The sequence below is a fragment of the Roseovarius nitratireducens genome (genome assembly GCF_002925845.1).
Classification (GTDB): Bacteria; Pseudomonadota; Alphaproteobacteria; order Rhodobacterales; family Rhodobacteraceae; genus Roseovarius; species Roseovarius nitratireducens.
In genome coordinates this window covers 121037-141087 of record NZ_PDNI01000018.1, presented here as the reverse complement: position 1 = coordinate 141087, position 20051 = coordinate 121037, and the positions used below count along the sequence as shown (strand labels likewise).

Genomic DNA, 20051 nt, shown 5'->3' with positions numbered 1-20051 from the left:
TTCTTGGTCTGCTGGTAGTGATCGAGCATCATCTTGTGGGTTTCGCGCCCGATGCCCGACTGCTTGTAGCCGCCGAAGGCCGCATGCGCTGGGTAGGCGTGATAGTTGTTGACCCAGACACGGCCTGCCTCGATCGCGCGGCCGAAGCGATAGGCGCGGGTACCGTCGCGCGTCCAGACACCGGCCCCGAGGCCGTACATCGTGTCATTGGCAATGGCCAATGCCTCGGCCTCGTCCTTGAAGGTCGTGACCGACACGACGGGGCCGAAGATTTCCTCCTGGAAGACGCGCATCTTGTTGTGGCCTTTCAGGATCGTGGGCTGGATGTAGAATCCGCCCGCAAGATCGCCATTGAAGCGCGCCACACCGCCCCCCGTCAGCACCTCGGCGCCCTCTTGCACACCGATCGTCAGGTAGGAGAGGATTTTCTCCTGCTGCTCTTGGCTCGCCTGCGCGCCAACCATGGTTTCGGGGTCACGCGGATCGCCCTGCTTGATCGCCTTCACACGCTCGATGCAGCGGGCGATGAACTCCTCGTAGATATCCTCCTGGATCAGCGCGCGGCTGGGGCAGGTGCAGACCTCGCCCTGGTTAAAAGCGAAGAGCACGAACCCCTCCACCGCCTTGTCGAGGAAAGCATCGTCCTGCGCCATCACGTCCGAGAAGAAGATGTTGGGCGACTTGCCCCCCAGTTCCAGCGTGACGGGGATCAGGTTCTCGGTCGCGGCCTGCATGATCTTGCGCCCGGTCTCGGTCGAGCCGGTGAAAGCGATCTTGGCAATCCGTGGGCTGCGGGCGAGGGCCGCACCCACTTCGGCGCCATAGCCGTTTACGATGTTCAGCACCCCGGCGGGCAGCAGATCGGCGATGAGCTCGGCCATAACCATGATCGCCGCGGGCGTCTGCTCGGCCGGTTTCAGCACGACGCAGTTGCCGGCGGCCAGCGCCGGGGCCAGCTTCCACGCGGCCATCAGGATCGAGAAATTCCACGGGATGATCTGCCCCACGACGCCCAGCGGCTCATGGAAATGATAGGCGACCGTGTCATGGTCGATCTCGGACATGGTGCCTTCCTGCCCGCGCAGCACGCCTGCGAAATAGCGGAAGTGATCGACCGCCAGCGGAATATCGGCGGCCATCGTCTCGCGAATGGGCTTGCCGTTGTCCCATGTCTCGGCCTGCGCCAGGATTTCCAGATTGGTCTCCATCGCATCGGCGATCCTGAGCAGGATGTTGGCGCGTTCGGTGGCGGATGTCCGCCCCCAACCCTCCTTCGCGGCATGGGCGGCATCGAGCGCCAGTTCCACATCCGCCGCGTCCGAGCGCGCCACCTCGCACACGACCGCGCCGGTGATCGGCGTGATGTTCTCGAAATAGCGCCCGTTCACGGGCGGCACGAACGCGCCACCGATGAAATTGTCGTAATGGGCTTTGAAGGGCGCGCCGTGGCGGCCTTCGACCTGTGTCATCTCGTTCATTCGGGTTTCCTCCGGTTGCCCCCGGTCCTCCGCCGGGAATGAGGCTACCCTGCGCGCCACCGCGCCCCCCGTCACCCCGTGCACCGGGGACGGGCATGGCAACCTGTCTCACTCCTGAGACAGATCGCCCGTGCTTTCGTAGAGACCCAGCCGATTCATCCGACGGTAGAGCGTCGCCCGCCCGACTCCCAGCGCCCGAGCCGCCTCCGAGACATTGCCACCTGCTCGCGCCAGCGCCCGAATCACCGCCGCGCGTTCGGCCTTCTCAAAGCCGCGCGGGCCGTCCTCGCGGCCGAAAAGATCGCTTGCCGGCACCGGGCGGATCGCCGCTTCATTGCCTAGGCTGAACGCCTTGCGCGCCGCCCGCGTGGCCCCGACCACGATATCGTCGCTATCCACCGCCAGCAGCATCGCCGCCTCGCTCTCGTCGTGATCGGCATAGATGATGCGCGCGCGCGGATAGGCGGCGCGAAAATTGTCGGCCTCGATCTGCCGCGCGGTCTGCGCCACCATCGCACCGATCAGCCGGTTGAACGCCTCGGTCTGATCCGACCGCGCCGAAGACACGTCGAGCGCCGCCATGATCCGCCCGTTGGCCCCGTAGATCGGCGCATCCATGCAGCTCATCGCGGTGTTGCGCGCCAGGAAGTGCTCGTTGCGATGGATGATGACCCGCCGATCCTCGGCGATGCAGGTGCCAATCCCGTTGGTGCCCTCGGCGGCCTCGGACCAGTCGGCGCCCTGCCACAGCCCCCAATCCTCGAATATCGGCGCATCGCCCTCGGCACAGCGCTGATCCAGCACCACGCCCTCGGCATCGGTCAGTAGTACGGCACAGCCCGAATGGCCCAGCAGACCGAACAGCTGATCTAGTTTCGGCGCGGCCACCTGAAGGAACTGCTCCAGCCCCACCTGCCGCTGCCGCAACTCGGCCTCCTCCACCCGCTCGGGCACGCGCCGCTCTGCGGGGTCCAGCCCATGCTTGAGCATCGACCGCCGCCAGGACGCCACCACCCGCGACCGTGCCGGAGCAGAGGTCGAGTGCAACTGTTCAAGCACCCGGTCCACATGGTTGCGCTTGTCGGTGATGGCGCGTCTCCCGCGATTGGCTATCGGATCAAGATACCCCACAGGGCCCGCCTGTGTAAATCCAGGGCCATCGTGACCCAGATCAAGGTGCCCGCCCGGAGTACCGGCTAATCTCTGGCGCAACGACCATCAAACCGGAGGGCCCCATGCTGCGCCTTGGATTCATCCTGCATCTCTTCATCGGCTCCACCCTCGCGGGCTCTGCCGTGATCGCCGCGCTCGTCCTCGGCCGCGACACGCTCACGCCAATCCTGATCGCCGCCGCGCTCGGCTTCATTGCGGCCTTTCCGGTGACGTGGATGGTGACCAAAAAGCTCTACGAAAACGCCTGACAGACGTCCTCAGCTATCGAGCCACGCGCGCACCGCCGCCTCGAACTCGCGCGGCTTCTCGGCATGGAGCCAATGCCCCGCGCCGGGGATTTTCGCGAAGCGCGCAGCGGGAAACAGCGCCTTGATCCGGTCGCGGTGCTCAGGGCGGACATAGTCCGACTCCGCACCGGACAGGAACAGCGTGCGGCCCTCGTAGATACCCGACACCTCGGGAAAGCCAAGGATTTTCGGCATTTCCCGCGCCAGCGTATCGAGGTTCAGCAGCCAGCGCTTTGCCTTCACGTCAAGCGATTGCAGGAAGAACGGGACCAGATCGGGGTTGTCCACCCGCTCCAGCAGTTGCGCGCCCGCGTCCGGACGCCGCTCAACCCGGTCCAGGTCTACCGCCTTCATCGCCTCGACATACTGGACCTGACTGTGCCCATAGGCCACCGGCGCGATATCCGCCACGACGAGCCTGTTGACCAGATCGGGATGGCTCAGCGCCAGCACCATCGCCGCCTTGCCGCCCATCGAATGGCCCAGCACGTTCCACGTGCCACCGAGGTTCCCGATCACCTCGGCCAGATCCTCCGCCATCTCCGGGTAGCCATGCGTGTCGGACCACGGGCTGCCGCCGTGATTGCGCATGTCCACCGCCACCACGCGGCGCGTATCCGACAGCCGCTTGGCGATCACGCCCCAGTTGCGCGCCGAGCCATAGAGCCCGTGCGCGATCAACACTCCCGGCTTGTCAGAGGCGGTGCCATGCTCGATCATGTTCAACATGAGGGCCTGCATATCGCCGCACCGCGCCGATGACCAGCCCTCGGGACCGGGCCCGCACCCGGCGCGAGACCAGCACGGGGGAGAGCAGCCCGCCGATGATCGACAACAAGCAATTCGACGGCCGGATCACGGTGTTGCAAGCCGCGCTCAGGGAAAGGCTGGGGCTGCGCGGCCACTCGCTGGAACGGCAGGTCCGCCGCGCCGGACGGCTGTTGCCGCGCCGCCAGCGCCGCGCCGCCGCTACGCTTCTGGGCGCGCAGGACTGGATGAGCCACCCCCGCCTTGCCCGCCTGCTCGACCACCGCGCCGTGGACGCGGCCTTTGCCGACATGCACCGCCATCTCGACCGGATCGACCCGCGAGAGCGGCGCAACACGGCGATCCTGCGGCTCTTGGGCGGGATCGTGCTCAACCTGATGATCTTCGGCGTGCTGCTCTACCTGTTGTGGCGCTACGTCCACGCCGCCTAGAGCATGTTGCTCAAAAGTGGGAACCGGTTTTGAGCCCCTTGAACATGCGAGATCAACGAGTTGGAGCGTGTCGCGTGAATGCGAATGAACGCGACACGCTCTAGCGATGATGCCGGTGGTGCCGCCAGCGGCGCACGTTTTCCTCCAGCCGGTCGGCATAGGCGGCGCGCTCGGCGTCGCTCATCGCGGCCAGATGCGCCACCAGCGCCGCGTGCCCGGCCTCGAACCGGTCCGCCACCTGCGCGCGCTGCCCGTCGAGCCGCGCTGTCACCAGCGCCGGGTCGAAAGGCTGCGCGCGCAAATCGGCCAGCAGCGCCTCGAAGCTTTCGCGCAGCGCTGCCCGGCGTGCCTCTTGCGCGCCAGGTTGCCCGTGCAGCCGCGCCACGATGGCCACGCGCCCTTCGGCATCCAGCGCACGGGTGAGCGGCCCGCCCAGTTGCGCCAGCCGCGCGGAATGCGGCCCGTGATCCCGGTGCGGCCCGATCCCGTGCCGCACCACCCAACCGCCGATCACGCCCGCGACCAGCAGATTGAGTGCCAGCGACGCGATGAGGATGATGCGCCAACCGCGCCCCTGCCCGCCCGTCTCCTCAGACATCAGAACCCCCCTCCCGTCTCCAGCGCCAGGTCGGGCGCGATATCGACCACGTAATCGCCCGCAGTCGGTTCCAGACCCGGCAGCACCTCGGGCAGGGCGAGCCCGATCCAGACCCCGGCAAGCCCCGCCGCCGCCAGCCCGGTCATCGCCGGCCAGCCGCCCAGCCCCTGCCGGATGTGCGCCCACAGACCGGCGCGCGGCGCGGCCGGCCGCGTTGCCGCCGCGTACCGGGCCTGCGCGGCCTCGGCATCCTCCAGCACCCGTGCCATCAGGTCGGTGGACGGCGTGGGCGCCTGCCTGCGCGCGGCGTCAAAGAACGGCGCGAGCGCCGCCTCCTGCCAGTTGTCCTCGTCACTCATCGACATATCCCAGCTCCTCCTTGCGCGCGGCCAGCGCCCGCGTCAGCGCGCGCCTTCCGCGCGTGGTCAGGCTCTCGACCGCCTCGATCGTGGTATCCATGATCTCGGCGATCTCGAGGTTGGCGCAGCCCTCGATATGGCGCAGCACCACCGCCTGCCGCTGCCGCACGGGCAGTTGCGCCAGCGCCGCCTGCAACGCCTCGGCGCGGGCGCGATCCTGCATCCGCGCGGGCGCATCGGGGGCCGGATCAGGTGGCTCGGGCACGGCATCGAGCGCCACCGTACCGCCCCGCGCCCGGCGCTGCCGGTCGATGCACAGGTTGGCCGCCACGCGATAGAGCCAGGTCGTGACCCGCGCCTCGCCCGCGCGCCAGTCCGGGGCCTGCCGCCATAGCCGCAGCATCGCCTCCTGCGCCACTTCCTCGGCCTCGGCCCGGCTGCCCAGAAGCCGCCCGGCATGGGCCAGCACCCGTGGCGTGAGCCGCAGCGTAAGCACCCGCGCCGCAGCCCGGTCGCCGCGCGCGAAGGCGTCGAGCAGGTCCTCGTCGGACAGGTCGCTGCTGGCGTCGAGGGGCATGGTCATCACGCGCGAGGCTAGCGCCGCGCCCGCCGCGTCACAAGCGGCGGGCGCGGATGGACTCAGTTGTCGTAGTAGTAATGGTGGTGGATGACGACGCCACCCTGCCCCATGCCATTCCCGTCCTTGCCGTGGTGCCGCGCGCCGTGATGACCCATGCCCGCGCCACCGCCGTGGCGGTCGCCGTGGCGCTCACCGTGATGCCGCCCGTAGCGCTGTCCGCCCTCCGGTCCACGATACATCTCGCGCATGTTCGCGAATTCCTCACGCGAAATGGCTCCGTCGCCATCTGCATCGATCCGCCCGAACATGCGCCCGGCGGGGCCTGCTTGCAGCTCTTCCAGCGTCAGCATCCCGTCGCCGTCACCGTCATGCCGGGCGATCATCCGATCTGCACGCGCACCGATCCGCTCGGCGGCCTGTTCGGTCATGCGCGCCACCATCTCGTCGCGGCTGACCTTGCCGTCGCCATCTGCATCCGCCTCGCCGAAGCGCTCGGCCATGTTCATTGGCCCGTCGCCCTGCATGCCCATGCCCATGCCCATACCTTGGCCCATGCCCATGCCCTGGCCCATACCTTGGCCCATGCCGCCCTGCTGTTGCGCCTCGGCCGTCGCGTTCAGCCCGCCGCCCAGAGCGATGACGAGCGCGAGCCCCGCCAGACGTCCCATATGTCGCATGATGATCTCTCCTCGTGTAATCGTTGTTGCGGTGCCACCTCTTTTCCGGGCACCCGTAGCCTGATACGGCTCAAGCGGGACGTTCCGGCGCGCCCTGGGCGATTTTTTTCGCAGACGGTCCGCGCGGGCACGCGACATGGCGCCGCAAGGACAGGCTGTCGCCTTCAAATCCGGCGCGCGTCGCGCCATGTTCGCGCCACCAGCCGCGAGAGGACACAATGCGCGACACCACCGCCACCGAGATCACCAGCACCGAGCGCGACGCCCGCCGCGCGATGTGGCGCGGCTTCCGCGGCAAGTGCCCCAATTGCGGCAGCGGCCCGCTCCTGCGCAGCTATCTCAAGGTGCGCGACCATTGCCCGGTCTGCCGCGAGGATCTCAGCCACCAGCGCGCCGATGACGGACCGGCCTACCTGACCATCCTGATCGTCGGCCACCTGATGGCACCCCTCCTGATGGTCGTGTTCGAGACGTGGCGGCCCGAGCCGCTCGTGCTCTTCACCACATTCGCTGTTGGCACCATCGCGCTGTCGCTATACCTTCTGCCGCGCCTCAAGGGGGCCATGGTCGGCCTGCAATGGGCCAAGAGAATGCACGGGTTCGGGGGCGAGGACTGACGCCCCGCCGCGCGGAAAGAGGGGCGAATGCCTGAAACGCAGACAGACGCAGCGCCGGTGCCGGTGCGCGACGCCGCCACGGTGATCGTGCTGCGCGAGCATGCAGGCGCGCCGCATGTGCTCATGGGGCAGCGCGGCGCCGCTGCGGCCTTCATGCCCAACAAGGTGGTGTTTCCCGGCGGCGCGGTCGATGAGGCCGACGCCACTGTTCCCCTCGCGCGCCCGCTGCCGCCGCTCTGCGCCGAACGGCTGCGCGAGGATTGCGACCGCGACCTCGGCCAAGCGCTCGCCGCCGCCGCAATCCGCGAGTTGTGGGAAGAAACCGGCCTCGCCCTCGGCACGCCCGGCGCGTGGCCCGGCGCGGCACCGCCCGACTGGACAGGGTTCGCCGCGCGCGGGCTTGTGCCGCGCGCCGACGCGCTGCAATTCGTGTTCCGCGCGATCACGCCGCCGGGCCGCCCGCGCCGCTTCGATGCGCGGTTCTTCCTCGTCCATGCCGAGGCGATCGCCGGGGACCCCGACGACTTCTCCGCCGCTTGCGAGGAGTTGAGCCACCTGCAATGGGTGCCGCTCGCCGAGGCACGCCGCCACGACCTGCCCTTCATCACCGAGGTCGTGCTCGCAGAAGTGAGCGCGCGCGCCCATGACCGCACGCCGCCCGCCTCGGTGCCGTTCTTCCGCAATGACGACGAGGAGAGCCTGTTCCTCCGGCTCAAGGGGATGCCGTCGGCCTGAGCCGGGGCCGCGCTACGTCGTCTCGTCGCGCAGCGCGCGCAGGTGATCCGGCAACGCGCGCGCGGTGACCGCGGCCTCGCGCAACAGCCCATCGAAATGCCGGGTCATGGCCTGTACCCGCTCGGTATCGCGAAACACCAGGTAATTGCGCCCAAGGTAGAGCACGGCCAGCAACGGGCCGAAGATCGTGACCGGCGCGGAATAGAGCCGGCGGGCGTCGAACAGGTAAAGCCGCAGGCCGGGATAGAGCTGTGATGTGACCGCGATGAAATGGTCGAGCTGCGCGCGCCGGACATCGTCGGGCAGATCGCGGTAATAGCCCTCGCCGCGCGCGAAACTCTCGACCTCGTAGAGCGGCAGCGCAATCTCGTAGTCCGAGCGCGCGGCGCGCATCCACGTCATGCGATCCTCCGACGCACCGATCGCCTGGTCGGTGGAGCGCCCCAGATGCGGCGCGTATTCCCATTCCAGCATCTCGCGGGTCTTGAGCATGTCGGGCAGACCGGCGGGCACGTGGCGAATCTTGTAGCCCGCTGCCTCCTTGTGCCACTGGAAAATCTGCTCGTCGACCAGCGCGCGCGGCGCCTCGGTCAGTGACAGCGTGTTGGCCAGCATGTCGGCGGCGGTCTCTGGCCGGTCGGTAAGACCCAGAAGCCAATCGGCCGACACCCCGAGCGCCCCCGCGCATTCACCCACCACCTGCGCGTTAGGCAGGCGCGCCCCCACCCCCTTGAGCAGTTGCGACACGGTGGAACGATCCACCCCGATGGTGCGGGCAAGCGCGCTCTGGCTGTTGCCGCGCAGGCGCATCGCTTCGGCCAGGCGGCTACGGAACAATGCGGCGCGCAAACGTTTGTCGATTTTTTCAGACATTTGGTGATTATAATCACACTTGAGTAGAAATGTTAACCGTTTCCAAAATGGCCGATCAATCAAATCGCAAGCATTCTACAGGCATCGTCCAACCAAATCGGAGGTGTCATGGAGACGCGATTGCGTAGCATCGTGAAGGCGGTGATCTGGAACCTGCTCGGGCTCTCGGTCATGGCGACTGTCGGGTTGCTCGTCACCGGCTCGCTCACGGCGGGCGGGCTGATGGCGGCGATCAACACCGCGATCGGCTTTGCCACCTACCTGATCTACGAGCGCGTCTGGTCCCGCATCCACTGGGGTCGCCGCCATGGATAAGCTGCGCATGCCCGCCGTGGAATGGCCGACGCTGGCGCTGCTGATCGCCTGCTACGGCGCCTGGATCATCGGCACCACATGGGCGGCGGCGCTGTGGCTGCCGCTGGGGGTTGCCGTCACCGGCGTGGCCATCGCGCTGCATTCCTCGCTGTGCCACGAGGCGCTGCACGGCCACCCGTTCCGTCAGCGCCTGTGGAACGAGGCGGTTGTGTTTCCCTGCCTGTGCCTGGTCATCCCCTATGGCCGGTTCCGCGACACCCACCTCGCGCACCACCGAGAAGAGCACCTGACCGACCCCTATGACGACCCCGAATCGAACTATCTCGACCCGGGCGTGTGGGGCCGCCTGCCGCGCTGGGCACGCGCGGTGCTGCGGGCCAACAACACGCTGGCGGGGCGGCTGATTCTCGGACCACTCGTCGCCCAGGTGGCCTTTCTGCGCGCCGATTGGCGGGCCATCCGCGCAGGCGACCGGTCGGTGCTGCGCGCATGGGTCTGGCATGTGCCGCAGGTGGCGGTGGTGCTGGCATGGGTGTGGTATGCACCGATGCCGCTCTGGGCCTACCTCGCAGCAGTGTGGATCGGCATCGCGCTCCTGAAGATCCGCACCTTCCTCGAGCACCGCGCGCACGAGCGCGCGAGCGGGCGCACCGTGATCGTCGAGGATCGCGGGCCGCTGGCGCTCTTGTTCCTCAACAATAACCTGCACGTGGTGCACCACATGCACCCCGAGGTGCCGTGGTACCGGCTGCCCGCGCTCTACGCCGCGCGGCGCGAGCATTACCAGCGGCGCAACAACGGCTATGTCTACCGCTCCTATGGCGCGATCTTCCGTGACTACCTGTGGCGGGCCAAGGACCCGGTGCCGCATCCGCTCTGGCCGTGGCGCCGGGGGTGAGGTGAGGGGCGTATCCTGGCCTTGAGCGAACGTTGCCGTCTGGTCCCGGCGCGGAATCGAGGCGCGTTTACGCGCCGCCGCGCAGCGCCCGACCGCCCCCCGGGCGGGCGCTTTTACGACGTTTAACTCCGCACAATTGTAGAAGTACTTGGCAACATAAAGTGACGACCACATCCGGTTGAGCGCCCCCCCCCGCGGTCGGGCGCTGCGCGGCTCCTCAAGCGTTGTGCTGAACGTCCGCTCCAGGCCACTCCCGACACCCCCACCCCGCAACGGTGCTGGCCTCTCTCTGCAATCCGTTGCATGACAGGCCATGGACGCCTGGATCCTTCTCTCCATCGCCGCGGCGGCGTTTCAGACGCTGCGTTTCGTGCTGCAAAAGCGACTGAGCATGGGCACGCTCAGCGCGGGCGGCGCGACGCTTGCGCGGTTCCTCTATTCCGCGCCCTTCGTGGTGACGCTGGCCTTTGGCTATCTCTGGGGCATGGGCGCGGTCTGGCCCGGATACAGCCCGCTCTTCTGGCTCTATGCCGTGGCCGGTGGCCTGTCGCAGATCCTCGCCACATGGTGTGTCGTCGCGCTGTTCTCCGAGCGTAATTTCGCCGTGGGCATCACCTTCAAGAAAACCGAGGTGGTGCAGACCGCCATCGTGGGCTTCGTGATCCTCGGCGACCGGATCACGCTCTGGGGGCTTGGGGCGATCGTGCTGGGCCTCGTGGGCGTATTGATCCTGTCCGACACGCCGGGGCTGGAGGCGCGGTGGTGGCGGCGCGTCACCAATCGCGCGGCGTTTCTGGGGCTGGCGTCGGGAGCATTCTTTGCGATTTCTGCTGTCGGCTATCGCGGTGCCACGCTGGAAATTGCAAGCACCGATCCGCTGTTGCGCGCGGGGCTGTCGCTGGCGGTGGTGACGGTGATGCAGACAGTGGCGCTCTCGCTGTGGCTCATGTGGCGCGAGCCAGGACAGGTGAGCCGCGTGATCGCCGCGCGCCGCACCGCCGTGTGGATGGGCCTCACCGGCATGGCCGGCAGCCTGTGCTGGTTCACCGCCTTCACGCTGCAAAGCGCGGCTCTGGTGTTTGCCGTGGGGCAGGTCGAGGTGATCTTCTCGCTGCTGGCCTCGGCCCTGATCTTCGGCGAGCGGCTCACCCGGCGCGAGGGGCTTGGCATCGCGCTGGTGACGGTCTCGGTTATGGCGGTGGCGGCGCTGCGGTGACGGCCCGACACGCGCGCCCGTCAGGCCACTCCGTCAGGCCGCGCCTCTACTCCCGCTGCATCCGCACCGGGATTTCCCGTGCCAGCCGGATCAGGTGCGCCATGTAGGGCTTGTCGCCGTCCACCTCGCGGATCGCGGCATAGAGCCGCTTGGTCTTACCCTCCGCCGTCAGCGGGCGTGTGACGTAATCCGTACTCGTCTTTACCTCGCGCACCACCCAGTCGGGCAGCACCGCCACCCCGCGATTGGACGCCACCAACAGCAGGATCACCGCCGTCAACTCCACCTGCCTTATGCTGCGCGGCTCCACCCGCGCGGGCGTCAGCAACTCGGTGAACACATCGAGCCGCGAGCGATCCACCGGGTAGGTGATGAGCACCTCGTCCTGAAAATCGGCCGCCTCCACATACGCCTTCTTCGCCAGCGGGTGCTGCGATGAGGCGACAAAGACCGGCTCGTAGTCGAACAGCGGCTTGAACGTGATCCCCGGCAGGTCCTCGGGGTCCGACGACACCACGAGATCGACCTCCTCCTTTTGCAGCGCGGGCAACGCGTCAAAGGCGAGCCCGGGCCGGATATCCACGTCCACCTCACTCCAGCTCTTGCGGAAACGCTCCAGCACCGGGAACAGCCACTCGAAACAGGCATGACACTCGATGGCGATATGCATCCGCCCCGCGCTGCCCTCGCGCAGCCCCTCGAACTCGTGCTCCAGCGCCTCTATCTCGGGCAGGATCTTCTCGGCCAGTCGCAGCAGGCGCTGCCCCGCCGCCGACAGCCGCAAGGGCTTGGACCGGCGCACGAAAAGCTCCACCCCCGCCTGCTCCTCCAGCCCCTTGATCTGGTGGCTGAGCGCCGATTGCGTGATGTGCAGCATCTCCGCCGCCCGCGCCAATCCCCCCGCATGGTGAATCGCGCGGATCGTGCGGAGATGGCGAAACTCGATATGCATTATTAGCGCACCTCATCCAAACCATGAAATTAATGAGGTTGTCTCACAATGCCCCGCCTGCAACAAGGGCCGGGACAGTTCTTCGCATGACAGGATAAACCCGATGACAACGCCGCGCATCTCCTTCGAGTTCTTCCCGCCCAAGACGCTCGAGGCCTCGTTCCGCCTGTGGGACACGATCCACACCCTCGCCCCGCTTGGCCCCCGCTTCGTCTCGGTCACCTACGGCGCGGGCGGCACCACGCGCGAGCTGACGCGCGAGGCCGTGGGCGCGCTGCACAACGCCACCGGCCTCAACGTCGCCGCGCACCTCACCTGCGTCGATGCGAGCCGCGCCGAAACGCTGGCCATCGCCGATCAGTTCGCGCGCGGAGGCGTGTCCGAAATCGTTGCCCTGCGCGGCGACCCGCCCAAGGGCTCGAATGGCTTTGCCCCCCACCCCGATGGGTTTGCCGATAGCTGCGAGCTGATCTCGGCGCTGGCCGACACGGGCAAATTCACCATCCGCGTCGGCGCCTACCCCGAAAAACACCCCGAGGCCGCCGACCAAAAGGCCGATATCGACTGGCTCAAGCGCAAGATCGACGCCGGCGCCACCGAGGCGATCACGCAATTCTTCTTCGAGGCAGAGACCTTCCTGCGCTTCCGCGACGCCTGCGCGGCGGCAGGGATCGACGCGCCGATCATCCCCGGCGTCCTGCCGGTCGAGAACTGGACCGGCGCGCGCAAGTTCGCCGTCTCCTGTGGCACGCAGATCCCGGCGTGGCTCGACGACGCCTTTGCCAAGGCGATCCGCGATGGCCGCCACGACCTGCTGGCCACGGCCATCGCCACCGAGCTGTGCAGCGACCTGATCGAGGAAGGCGTGGAAGACCTGCATTTCTACACGCTCAACCGCCCCGATCTGACCCGCGATGTGTGCCACGCACTCGGCGTCACCCCGCGCTTGGAACTGCGCGACGTGGCCTGACCGGCCCTGCCGGTCGCGCACGCAGACCTGTGACGCGCCATCCCCCCGACCCCCGGTCGGGGCGGATGGCGCGGCGCTTGCCTTGGCGGGGGCCGCATCCTACCAATGCCGGACCAGACCGGAGTCCGCCATGCCACGCATTCCCGCCACCTCCCCCGCTGACCTGCCCGACCGCGCGACGATCCTCGCACGGACGGGCCTCGCCTTCGTCGAGGACATGATCGCAGGACGCCTGCCGCCACCGCCCATCGGCGTGGCCCTGGGCTTTGCACCCACCGAGGCCGCGCGCGGTCGCGCGGTCTTCGAGGGGGCGGCGCGGTTCGATGCGATGAACCCGATGGGCGGGGTGCATGGCGGCTGGTACGGGGCCATCCTCGACAGTTGCATGGGATGCGCGGTGATGACCGACCTCGCACAGGGCGAGATGTACACCACGCTGGATTTCTCGGTGAACATTACCCGCGCGCTGCCGCTCGGCGTCCCTGTGCGCGCCGTGGGCGAGGTGCAGCACCGCGGCCGCAGCACCGCCGTGGCGCGCGGTGAATTACGCGGACGCGACGACGACCGGCTCTACGCCACCGGCACCACCACCTGCCTCGTCATGCGGCCCGAGGAGGGGTAGGATCGCGGTGCGCGCGGTGCGTCGGAGGCGCACGGTTGGCCTGGAGCGGACGTTAGACCATCTGATCCCGGCGCGGAATCAAGGCCGAAGGCCGCCGCGCCATCGCATGTCCGCCCCCCGGACAGGCGATTTGGTTAAGCTAGCGCGCCGATTGCATGTTTTTTGGGAAAGCAGAAATAAAGCGCCCTGAAAAACCGTTGGATCGCCTGCCCGCGGACATGCAATGGCGCGGCTCACTGCAACGCCCCCTCCGCGGCTCACTACACCGCCCCCTCCATGCCAAACATCACCCCAAGCCCCTTCGCGCTCACACCCCGCCACGCTCCTTGAGCAGCCCCGTCAGGCGCGGGCCACGCCAGCCGGTGTGCACCCGGCCTCCCACGCTCTCGTGGATGCGCTCGGACGGATCGCGCCCGACGGTGCGCGGCCCGCGAATCAGCAGCACCTTGCTCCAGCCCACCCATGTACCGACCGAGGGTGCCGCCACATCCTGCGGGAAGCGCCCGCGCCAGTCCTCGGGCAGGCGCAGCCCACAGCCCTCCATCCGCTCCAGCATCCACACCAGCGGAATGTTCGACAGCGGCCGCGCCGCGAGAAAGCCGCAGAGCTGGCCGCCCACGTCCGAATGGCAGCCACGGAACCAGACCTGCTCCACATGGCCGTCGAAGCCGGGCGGGCACTCCCACAACACCGGCGTATAGGCGCGCCGCGTCTCGTCAAGCGCCAGCGCGTGATAGCCGTGCCGCGTGGTATGGCCGAGATGATGGTTGTGAAAACTGTGCCGGTCGGCGCGCAGTCGGCGCAAGAGCGGCACACGCAGCCCCAGCGCCTTCACCGTGTCCCACACGCCGATCATCTCCACATGGGTGTCGGGCAGGCAATGGGCGCGCGCGAAAGCGAGCGCGGCGGGATTGTCGGGGGCGCCTTCGTAATGCCGCCACGCGGCGCGCACGTTGCGCTCGGTCGCCATTTCCGATCGCAACAGGCCGATCCGGTCGATCACACCGGCCAGCGAGCGCACCGCGTAGGCCCCGCGCGAATACCCCATCAGGAAAATCCGGTCGCCGGGGCGGTATCGGCTCGACAGGTAGCCATAGGCGCGCCGAATCTGCCGGTTGATGCCGCGCCCGAGGATGATATCGCCGGTGGCGCGCCAGTCGCGCCATTGGATGCCCGCCTCGTAGAACAGCGACATCTGCGGCCCCGCCACCTCGCGCAACAGCTTGTAGGTCAGCCCCGCGTTCGTCTCGCAGCCCGTGGCCAGCGTGGACATGGTGCCGTCCAGAATCAGCACATGGTCGACCGGCCCGCGCCGCGGCCCGGCGGCGGTGTGCCCCTCGGTCGGGCCGGGGCGCAGCCAGTCATAGATCGCCCGTGTCCAGTCGCGCCAGGCCATTGCTTAGCCGGTCTCCATGCCGCGCGGGGCCCATCCCCGCGCCCCCTCAATATAGGCGAACCATGCTGAATAAATCCTGAAATACCGTCAAATTGATCGTGATCGCGCCATCACAGCCGCGCCACCGTCACCACGTCGCGCAGACCATAGCCATTGAACGGCGTGCTGAGCGCCCTCGTATACGCCCCCATCCCGTCGATCAGCAGGTGGTCGCCCTCTTCCATATCGCCCGGCAGCGGCAGCGGATCGGGCAGCCGGTCGATGCTGTCGCAGGTCGGGCCGAACACGACCCGCTCGACCGGTGCGCCGCGCCGTTCGCTGCCACCGGGCGCGATCACCCGGATGCGGTCGGGCGCGCCGATATCGCGAATCTCCGTCAGCCCGCCATAGACCCCGTCGTTGAGAAACACCGCGCCGCCCGTGCGCAGCGTCTTGACACGCAGGCCCAGCGTGACCGCCTCGGCCACCATCGCACGCCCCGGCTCGCAGACCAGCGCGGGCGGACACGCAGGGAAATGCCGCGCCACCTCCGCCCCGATATGGTCGAAGATCGCCGACAGGTCCGGCGCCGCGCCGGTGCGGTGCGAGGCAAACCCGCCGCCGACGTTGAGCCGCGCCAGCCGCACGCCCGCCATCTCCGCCACCTCCGCCGCGGCACGGATATAGGCCCCCCACGCCGCCGGGTCGGCGCACTGCGTGCCGGGATGAAAGGTCAGCGACGGGGTGAACCCCCGCGCCGCCACCCTGCGCAGCAGGTCTGCCGCCGCATCCGGGGCCAACCCGAATTTCGCCCCGAAATCATAGGCCGCACCCGCGACTCTCAGCGCCAATCGCACGCTCATCTCCGCGCCCTCGGGCACCGCCCCGCACAGCTTGTCGAACTCGCGCGGGCAATCCACCGAATAGGCACGCACGCCCAGCCGCGCCGCCTCGGCCACCTCGGCGGGGCTGCGCACCGGGTTGTGGTAATGCAGCGCCGCGCGGCCCGAGACCGCGCGCACCGCGTGCATCTCCGCGGGGCTCGCCACGTCGAAGGCGTCAATCCCCGCCGCCACGAGGTTGGCCAGCACCTCCTCGCCAGGGTTGGCCTTGACCGCATAGCTCACCAGCCCGGGAAAGCCCGCCTGAAAGGCGCGCGCCGTAGCCTGCAACCGGTCCGGCGAGAAATACAGCACCGGTGCATCCGGCGCCATGCGCGTAATATGAGAAACGGGGTCGGGCCAGGGTTCGGCGTGCTGCATCGGGGGCCTCTTCGCTGCTTTTTCTTTAGTTTGCCCCATGAAGCTGTCGATTCATCGTGTCATTTCGTATAATCTGGCGTTCATGATTGACTAATAGACGGCAGAATAATGCAGATAGACGAAACCGATCACACCCTCATCGCGCTCCTGCAGGAAAACGCCCGTGCGCCCGTCGCCACGCTGGCGCGGCGCATGGGGCTCGCGCGCACCACCGTGCAGGCACGCCTCGACCGGCTGGAATCCGCGGGCGTGATCGCAGGCTACGCGCTGCGCCTCGGACAGGCCGCGCGCCCGGCGCTGCACGCCACCGTGCTGCTCAGCATCGAGCCGCGTGCCGCGCCCGCCGTGCTCGCCCGGCTGCGCTCGTTGCCCGGGGTGCGGCGCGTGCACACGACCTCGGGCCGCTTCGACATGATCGTGACGCTCGAGGCCGACAGCACCGAGGCGCTCGACGACACGCTCGACCGCATCGGAGAGGCCAAGGGCGTGCACGGCTCGGAAAGCCTCATCCACCTCGCCACGAAACTCGACCGGGGCGCATGAGACGCGCCACGGATTCTGGAGTATTTTCGCCAAGAAGAAACACCGCCCGCGCAGATTCGGCGGCGCTTTGGCTTTTCCTTCTCGCGCACATTCGTTAAGCCACCTCAAACCCGTGATCTTGCAGGGATGATACATCATGGCGATGGACAAGACATTCAACGCGGCCGAGGCCGAAGCGCGCATCTACGAGGCGTGGGAAGAGGCCGAGGCATTCACCGCCGGCGCCAACGCGCAGCCGGGGGCCGAGGCCTTCTCGATCATGATCCCACCGCCCAACGTGACCGGCAGCCTGCACATGGGCCACGCCTTCAACAACACGTTGCAGGATATCCTCACCCGCTGGCACCGGATGCGCGGGCACGACACGCTGTGGCAGCCGGGCACCGATCACGCCGGTATCGCGACGCAGATGGTCACCGAAAAGGAAATGGCCGCCAAGGGCGAGCCGACCCGCGTGGAAATGGGCCGCGACGCCTTCGAGCGGCGCGTGTGGCAGCAGAAGATCAAGTCGCGCGGCACGATCATCGGGCAGTTGAAGCGCCTCGGCGCCTCCTGCGACTGGTCGCGCGAGGCATTCACCATGTCGGGTGCACCCAACGCCCCTGAGGGCGAAGAGGGCAATTTCCACGATGCGGTGATCAAGGTCTTCGTCGATATGTATCACAAGGGGCTCATCCACCGCGGCAAGCGGCTGGTGAACTGGGACCCGCATTTCGAGACCGCGATCTCCGATCTCGAGGTCGAGAATATCGAGGTCGCAGGCCACATGTGGCACTTCAAGTACCCGCTGGCGGGGGGCGAGACCTATACCTATGTCGAACGCGACGAGAACGGCCGCGTGGTGCTGGAGGAAGAGCGCGACTATATTTCCATCGCCACCACGCGCCCCGAGACCATGCTGGGCGACGGCGCGGTCGCAGTTTATCCGTCGGATGAACGTTACGCGCCAATCGTCGGAAAACTCTGCGAAATCCCGGTTGGACCAAAACAGCACCGCCGCCTGATCCCGATCATCACCGACGAGTATCCCGACCCGGAATTCGGCAGTGGTGCCGTCAAGATCACCGGCGCGCATGATTTCAACGACTACGCCGTGGCACGCCGCGGGGGCATCCCGCTCTACCGCCTGATGGACACGCGCGCGCAGATGCGCGACGACGGCGCGCCCTACGCCGAGGCCGCCGCCCGCGCGCAGGCAATCGCCGAGGGCGCGGACTGGTCGGAGACCGAGATCGACGCGCTCAACCTCGTGCCCGATCACCTGCGCGGGCTCGACCGGTTCGAGGCGCGCAGGAAGGTGGTCGAGGAAATCACCGCAGAGGGTCTCGCGGTGACGGTGCTGAACGACGAGGGCGCGCAGGAGCCGCTCGTCGAGAACAAACCCATCATGCAGCCTTTCGGCGATCGCTCCAAGGTGGTGATCGAGCCGATGCTCACCGATCAGTGGTTCGTCGATACCGCCAGGATCGTGCAGCCCGCCATTGATGCCGTGCGCACGGGCGAGGTCTCGATCATGCCCGATGCCGACCGCAAGGTGTATTTCCACTGGCTCGAGAATATCGAGCCGTGGTGCATCTCGCGCCAGCTCTGGTGGGGCCACCAGATCCCGGTTTGGTATGGCTTCGACCTCAGCGCGCCGGGCTTTGCCGATGACGAGGGCGATGGCACGCTCGACCTCGCCGAGATGCTGCGCCTCCTGAACGAGGGGCATATCGGCCCGCTCATGGAATGCGGCGAGGATTTCGATGCGGTCTCGGAGGCGTATCACGGCCGTCTGGCCAATCTGCCGGTGCCGCTCGCGGCGATGCCCGTGGTCGAGGTCGAGAGCCGCGACGAGGCGCTGCACCGGCTCGCCTCGTCGCTGGCCGATTACACCGCGACGCAGGATCCCACCCACCTTGTCTACCCCGTCTGGCGCGACCCGGACGTGCTCGACACGTGGTTCTCCTCCGGTCTGTGGCCCATCGGCACGCTCGGCTGGCCCGAGGATACCGAGGAGTTGCGCAAATACTTCCCCACCTCCGTGCTCGTTACCGGCTTCGACATCATCTTCTTCTGGGTCGCCCGGATGATGATGATGCAATACGCCGTGGTCGGGCAAAAGCCGTTCTCCCACGTCTATGTCCACGCCCTCGTCCGCGACGAGAAGGGCAAGAAGATGTCCAAGTCGCTTGGCAACGTGCTCGACCCGCTCGACCTGATCGACGAGTTCGGCGCGGATGCGGTGCGGTTCACGCTGACGGCGATGGCGGCGATGGGGCGCGACCTCAAGCTGTCGAAAGAACGCGTGGCGGGCTATCGCAACTTCACCACCAAGCTGTGGAACGCCGCCCGCTTCGCCGAGATGAACGGCGCCACCGCCGCCGCCGCGGACCCGACGCAATACCGACAGATTACCGACGCGACACAGACGGTCAACAAGTGGATCATCGGCGAGACGGCCAAGACCCGCGCCGTGGTAGACGAGGCACTGGAAAACTTCCGCTTCAACGACGCCGCGAACGCGCTTTATGTCTTCGTCTGGGGCACGGTCTGCGACTGGTACGTCGAATTTTCCAAGCCGCTGCTGATGGATGGCGACGACGCGACCAAGGCCGAGACACAGGCGACCATGGCCTGGGTGATCGACCAGTGCCTGATCCTGCTGCACCCGATCATGCCCTTCGTCACCGAGGAACTGTGGGGCACGCTGGGGCAGCGGGCCAAGATGCTCGTCCATGCCGACTGGCCCGATTACGGCCCCGCCCTCGTCGACCCCGCCGCCGACCGCGAGATGAACTGGGTGATCGCGCTCATCGAACAAATCCGCTCGGCACGCGCGCAGATGCACGTGCCCGCGGGCCTCTACGTGCCGCTGCTGGTCTCCGACCTGAACGACGCAGGCCGCGCGGCCTGGGCGCGCAACGAGATGATGATCAAGCGCCTCGCCCGGATCGACAGCGTGACAGACGTAGAGAGCTTCCCCAAGGGCTGTGTCACCGTGGCCGTCGAGGGCGGCACCTTCGGCCTGCCACTCGCAGACATCATCGACGTGGACAAGGAAAAGGCCCGACTCGAAAAGACGCTGGCCAAGCTGGAAAAGGAGCTTTCCGGCCTGCGCGGGCGGCTCGGCAATCCGAACTTCGTCGAGAGCGCCCCCGAGGACGTGGTCGCGGAGACCCGCGACAACCTCGCCCTGCGCGAGGACGAGGAAGCCAAGCTGCGCGCGGCGCTCGACCGGCTCGCTGAACTCGGCTGACAGGGAGCCTCCGGCGGGGATATTCAAGGCAAGATGAAGGGCTTATACCGCTTCATCTTGCCAAAAATATCCAGATCCCGACGG

Annotated in this window: 22 protein-coding genes; 11 read left to right on the top strand and 11 right to left on the bottom strand. The window is 67.6% G+C overall.

Annotated elements, in window-relative coordinates; translation table 11 throughout:
* A partial coding sequence (gene adh, locus CRJ03_RS03610; RefSeq protein ID WP_104017552.1) for an aldehyde dehydrogenase occupies positions 1-1478 on the bottom strand: 1478 nt, incomplete at its 3' end.
* A 108-nt stretch (positions 1479-1586) separates the two neighbouring features.
* Positions 1587-2609 carry a GAF domain-containing protein gene (locus tag CRJ03_RS03605; protein ID WP_500690878.1) on the bottom strand — a complete coding sequence of 341 codons (1023 nt, stop codon included), beginning with the start codon at positions 2607-2609 and terminating at the stop codon, positions 1587-1589.
* 104 nt (positions 2610-2713) lie between these two features.
* Between CRJ03_RS03605 and CRJ03_RS03600 the strand changes: the two genes are divergently transcribed.
* On the top strand, positions 2714-2899 hold the full coding sequence (locus tag CRJ03_RS03600; protein ID WP_104017551.1) for a CTP synthetase: 186 nt from the start codon (positions 2714-2716) through the stop codon (positions 2897-2899).
* A 9-nt stretch (positions 2900-2908) separates the two neighbouring features.
* On the opposite strand, the gene CRJ03_RS03595 is transcribed toward CRJ03_RS03600, so the two are convergent.
* The gene (locus CRJ03_RS03595) at positions 2909-3667 is read right to left on the bottom strand and encodes an alpha/beta fold hydrolase (RefSeq protein WP_104017560.1); all 759 of its coding nucleotides are present in this window, start codon (positions 3665-3667) and stop codon (positions 2909-2911) included.
* Between the two features lie 29 nt (positions 3668-3696).
* Between CRJ03_RS03595 and CRJ03_RS03590 the strand changes: the two genes are divergently transcribed.
* A complete protein-coding gene (locus CRJ03_RS03590; protein WP_104017550.1) occupies positions 3697-4137 on the top strand; it encodes a hypothetical protein in 441 nt (146 codons plus the stop codon).
* A 100-nt stretch (positions 4138-4237) separates the two neighbouring features.
* Here the strand turns inward: CRJ03_RS03590 and CRJ03_RS03585 are convergent, their stop codons facing one another.
* From CRJ03_RS03585 to CRJ03_RS03570, 4 genes are all read right to left on the bottom strand, one after another.
* Positions 4238-4735: a periplasmic heavy metal sensor gene (locus CRJ03_RS03585; RefSeq protein WP_104017549.1), complete on the bottom strand. Its 498-nt coding sequence runs from the start codon at positions 4733-4735 to the stop codon at positions 4238-4240.
* A complete protein-coding gene (locus CRJ03_RS03580) occupies positions 4735-5100 on the bottom strand; it encodes a hypothetical protein (RefSeq protein WP_240611543.1) in 366 nt (121 codons plus the stop codon). The genes CRJ03_RS03585 and CRJ03_RS03580 overlap by 1 nt, the downstream gene beginning before the upstream one ends.
* The gene (locus CRJ03_RS03575) at positions 5087-5671 is read right to left on the bottom strand and encodes an RNA polymerase sigma factor (protein ID WP_206018286.1); all 585 of its coding nucleotides are present in this window, start codon (positions 5669-5671) and stop codon (positions 5087-5089) included. Before CRJ03_RS03575 ends, CRJ03_RS03580 begins: the two co-directional genes overlap by 14 nt.
* Positions 5672-5733: 62 nt before the next feature.
* Positions 5734-6351, bottom strand: coding sequence for an EF-hand domain-containing protein (locus CRJ03_RS03570; protein WP_240611542.1), 618 nt, complete (start codon positions 6349-6351; stop codon positions 5734-5736).
* A gap of 218 nt (positions 6352-6569) precedes the next feature.
* On the opposite strand from CRJ03_RS03570, the gene CRJ03_RS03565 reads away from it, so the two are divergent.
* Together CRJ03_RS03565 and CRJ03_RS03560 are read left to right on the top strand one after the other, a co-directional pair.
* Positions 6570-6968: a DUF983 domain-containing protein gene (locus CRJ03_RS03565; RefSeq protein ID WP_104017547.1), complete on the top strand. Its 399-nt coding sequence runs from the start codon at positions 6570-6572 to the stop codon at positions 6966-6968.
* A gap of 27 nt (positions 6969-6995) precedes the next feature.
* Entirely contained in the window at positions 6996-7703 is a 708-nt protein-coding gene (locus CRJ03_RS03560; protein WP_104017546.1) for an NUDIX hydrolase, read from the top strand.
* A 12-nt stretch (positions 7704-7715) separates the two neighbouring features.
* On the opposite strand, the gene CRJ03_RS03555 is transcribed toward CRJ03_RS03560, so the two are convergent.
* The gene (locus CRJ03_RS03555) at positions 7716-8576 is read right to left on the bottom strand and encodes a helix-turn-helix domain-containing protein (RefSeq protein ID WP_104017545.1); all 861 of its coding nucleotides are present in this window, start codon (positions 8574-8576) and stop codon (positions 7716-7718) included.
* A gap of 108 nt (positions 8577-8684) precedes the next feature.
* Here CRJ03_RS03555 and CRJ03_RS03550 point away from each other — a divergent pair, with 108 nt between their 5' ends.
* The 3 genes from CRJ03_RS03550 to CRJ03_RS03540 all read left to right on the top strand — a co-directional run bounded on the left by CRJ03_RS03550 (position 8685) and on the right by CRJ03_RS03540 (position 11005).
* Positions 8685-8891, top strand: a complete 207-nt coding sequence (locus tag CRJ03_RS03550) for a DUF2061 domain-containing protein (RefSeq protein WP_104017544.1) — start codon at positions 8685-8687, stop codon at positions 8889-8891.
* On the top strand, positions 8884-9789 hold the full coding sequence (locus CRJ03_RS03545) for a fatty acid desaturase (protein ID WP_240611541.1): 906 nt from the start codon (positions 8884-8886) through the stop codon (positions 9787-9789). Before CRJ03_RS03550 ends, CRJ03_RS03545 begins: the two co-directional genes overlap by 8 nt.
* Before the next feature lie 313 nt (positions 9790-10102).
* The gene (locus tag CRJ03_RS03540; protein WP_104017543.1) at positions 10103-11005 is read left to right on the top strand and encodes an EamA family transporter; all 903 of its coding nucleotides are present in this window, start codon (positions 10103-10105) and stop codon (positions 11003-11005) included.
* Between the two features lie 46 nt (positions 11006-11051).
* On the opposite strand, the gene CRJ03_RS03535 is transcribed toward CRJ03_RS03540, so the two are convergent.
* On the bottom strand, positions 11052-11957 hold the full coding sequence (locus tag CRJ03_RS03535) for a LysR family transcriptional regulator (RefSeq protein ID WP_104017542.1): 906 nt from the start codon (positions 11955-11957) through the stop codon (positions 11052-11054).
* Positions 11958-12060: 103 nt separating this feature from the next.
* Here CRJ03_RS03535 and metF point away from each other — a divergent pair, with 103 nt between their 5' ends.
* Complete coding sequence (gene metF, locus CRJ03_RS03530; protein WP_104017541.1) at positions 12061-12927, top strand: methylenetetrahydrofolate reductase [NAD(P)H]; 867 nt, start codon at positions 12061-12063, stop codon at positions 12925-12927.
* 130 nt (positions 12928-13057) lie between these two features.
* Positions 13058-13549 carry a PaaI family thioesterase gene (locus tag CRJ03_RS03525; protein ID WP_104017540.1) on the top strand — a complete coding sequence of 164 codons (492 nt, stop codon included), beginning with the start codon at positions 13058-13060 and terminating at the stop codon, positions 13547-13549.
* Between the two features lie 307 nt (positions 13550-13856).
* On the opposite strand, the gene CRJ03_RS03520 is transcribed toward CRJ03_RS03525, so the two are convergent.
* Together CRJ03_RS03520 and CRJ03_RS03515 are read right to left on the bottom strand one after the other, a co-directional pair.
* The gene (locus CRJ03_RS03520; protein WP_104017539.1) at positions 13857-14945 is read right to left on the bottom strand and encodes a T6SS phospholipase effector Tle1-like catalytic domain-containing protein; all 1089 of its coding nucleotides are present in this window, start codon (positions 14943-14945) and stop codon (positions 13857-13859) included.
* A 110-nt stretch (positions 14946-15055) separates the two neighbouring features.
* Positions 15056-16186 carry a type III PLP-dependent enzyme gene (locus tag CRJ03_RS03515; protein ID WP_104017538.1) on the bottom strand — a complete coding sequence of 377 codons (1131 nt, stop codon included), beginning with the start codon at positions 16184-16186 and terminating at the stop codon, positions 15056-15058.
* Between the two features lie 108 nt (positions 16187-16294).
* Between CRJ03_RS03515 and CRJ03_RS03510 the strand changes: the two genes are divergently transcribed.
* Both CRJ03_RS03510 and CRJ03_RS03505 read left to right on the top strand, forming a co-directional pair.
* Positions 16295-16729, top strand: coding sequence for an Lrp/AsnC family transcriptional regulator (locus CRJ03_RS03510; RefSeq protein ID WP_104017537.1), 435 nt, complete (start codon positions 16295-16297; stop codon positions 16727-16729).
* A 136-nt stretch (positions 16730-16865) separates the two neighbouring features.
* On the top strand, positions 16866-19967 hold the full coding sequence (locus tag CRJ03_RS03505; protein ID WP_104017536.1) for a valine--tRNA ligase: 3102 nt from the start codon (positions 16866-16868) through the stop codon (positions 19965-19967).
* The last annotated feature ends 84 nt before the right edge of the window (positions 19968-20051 follow it).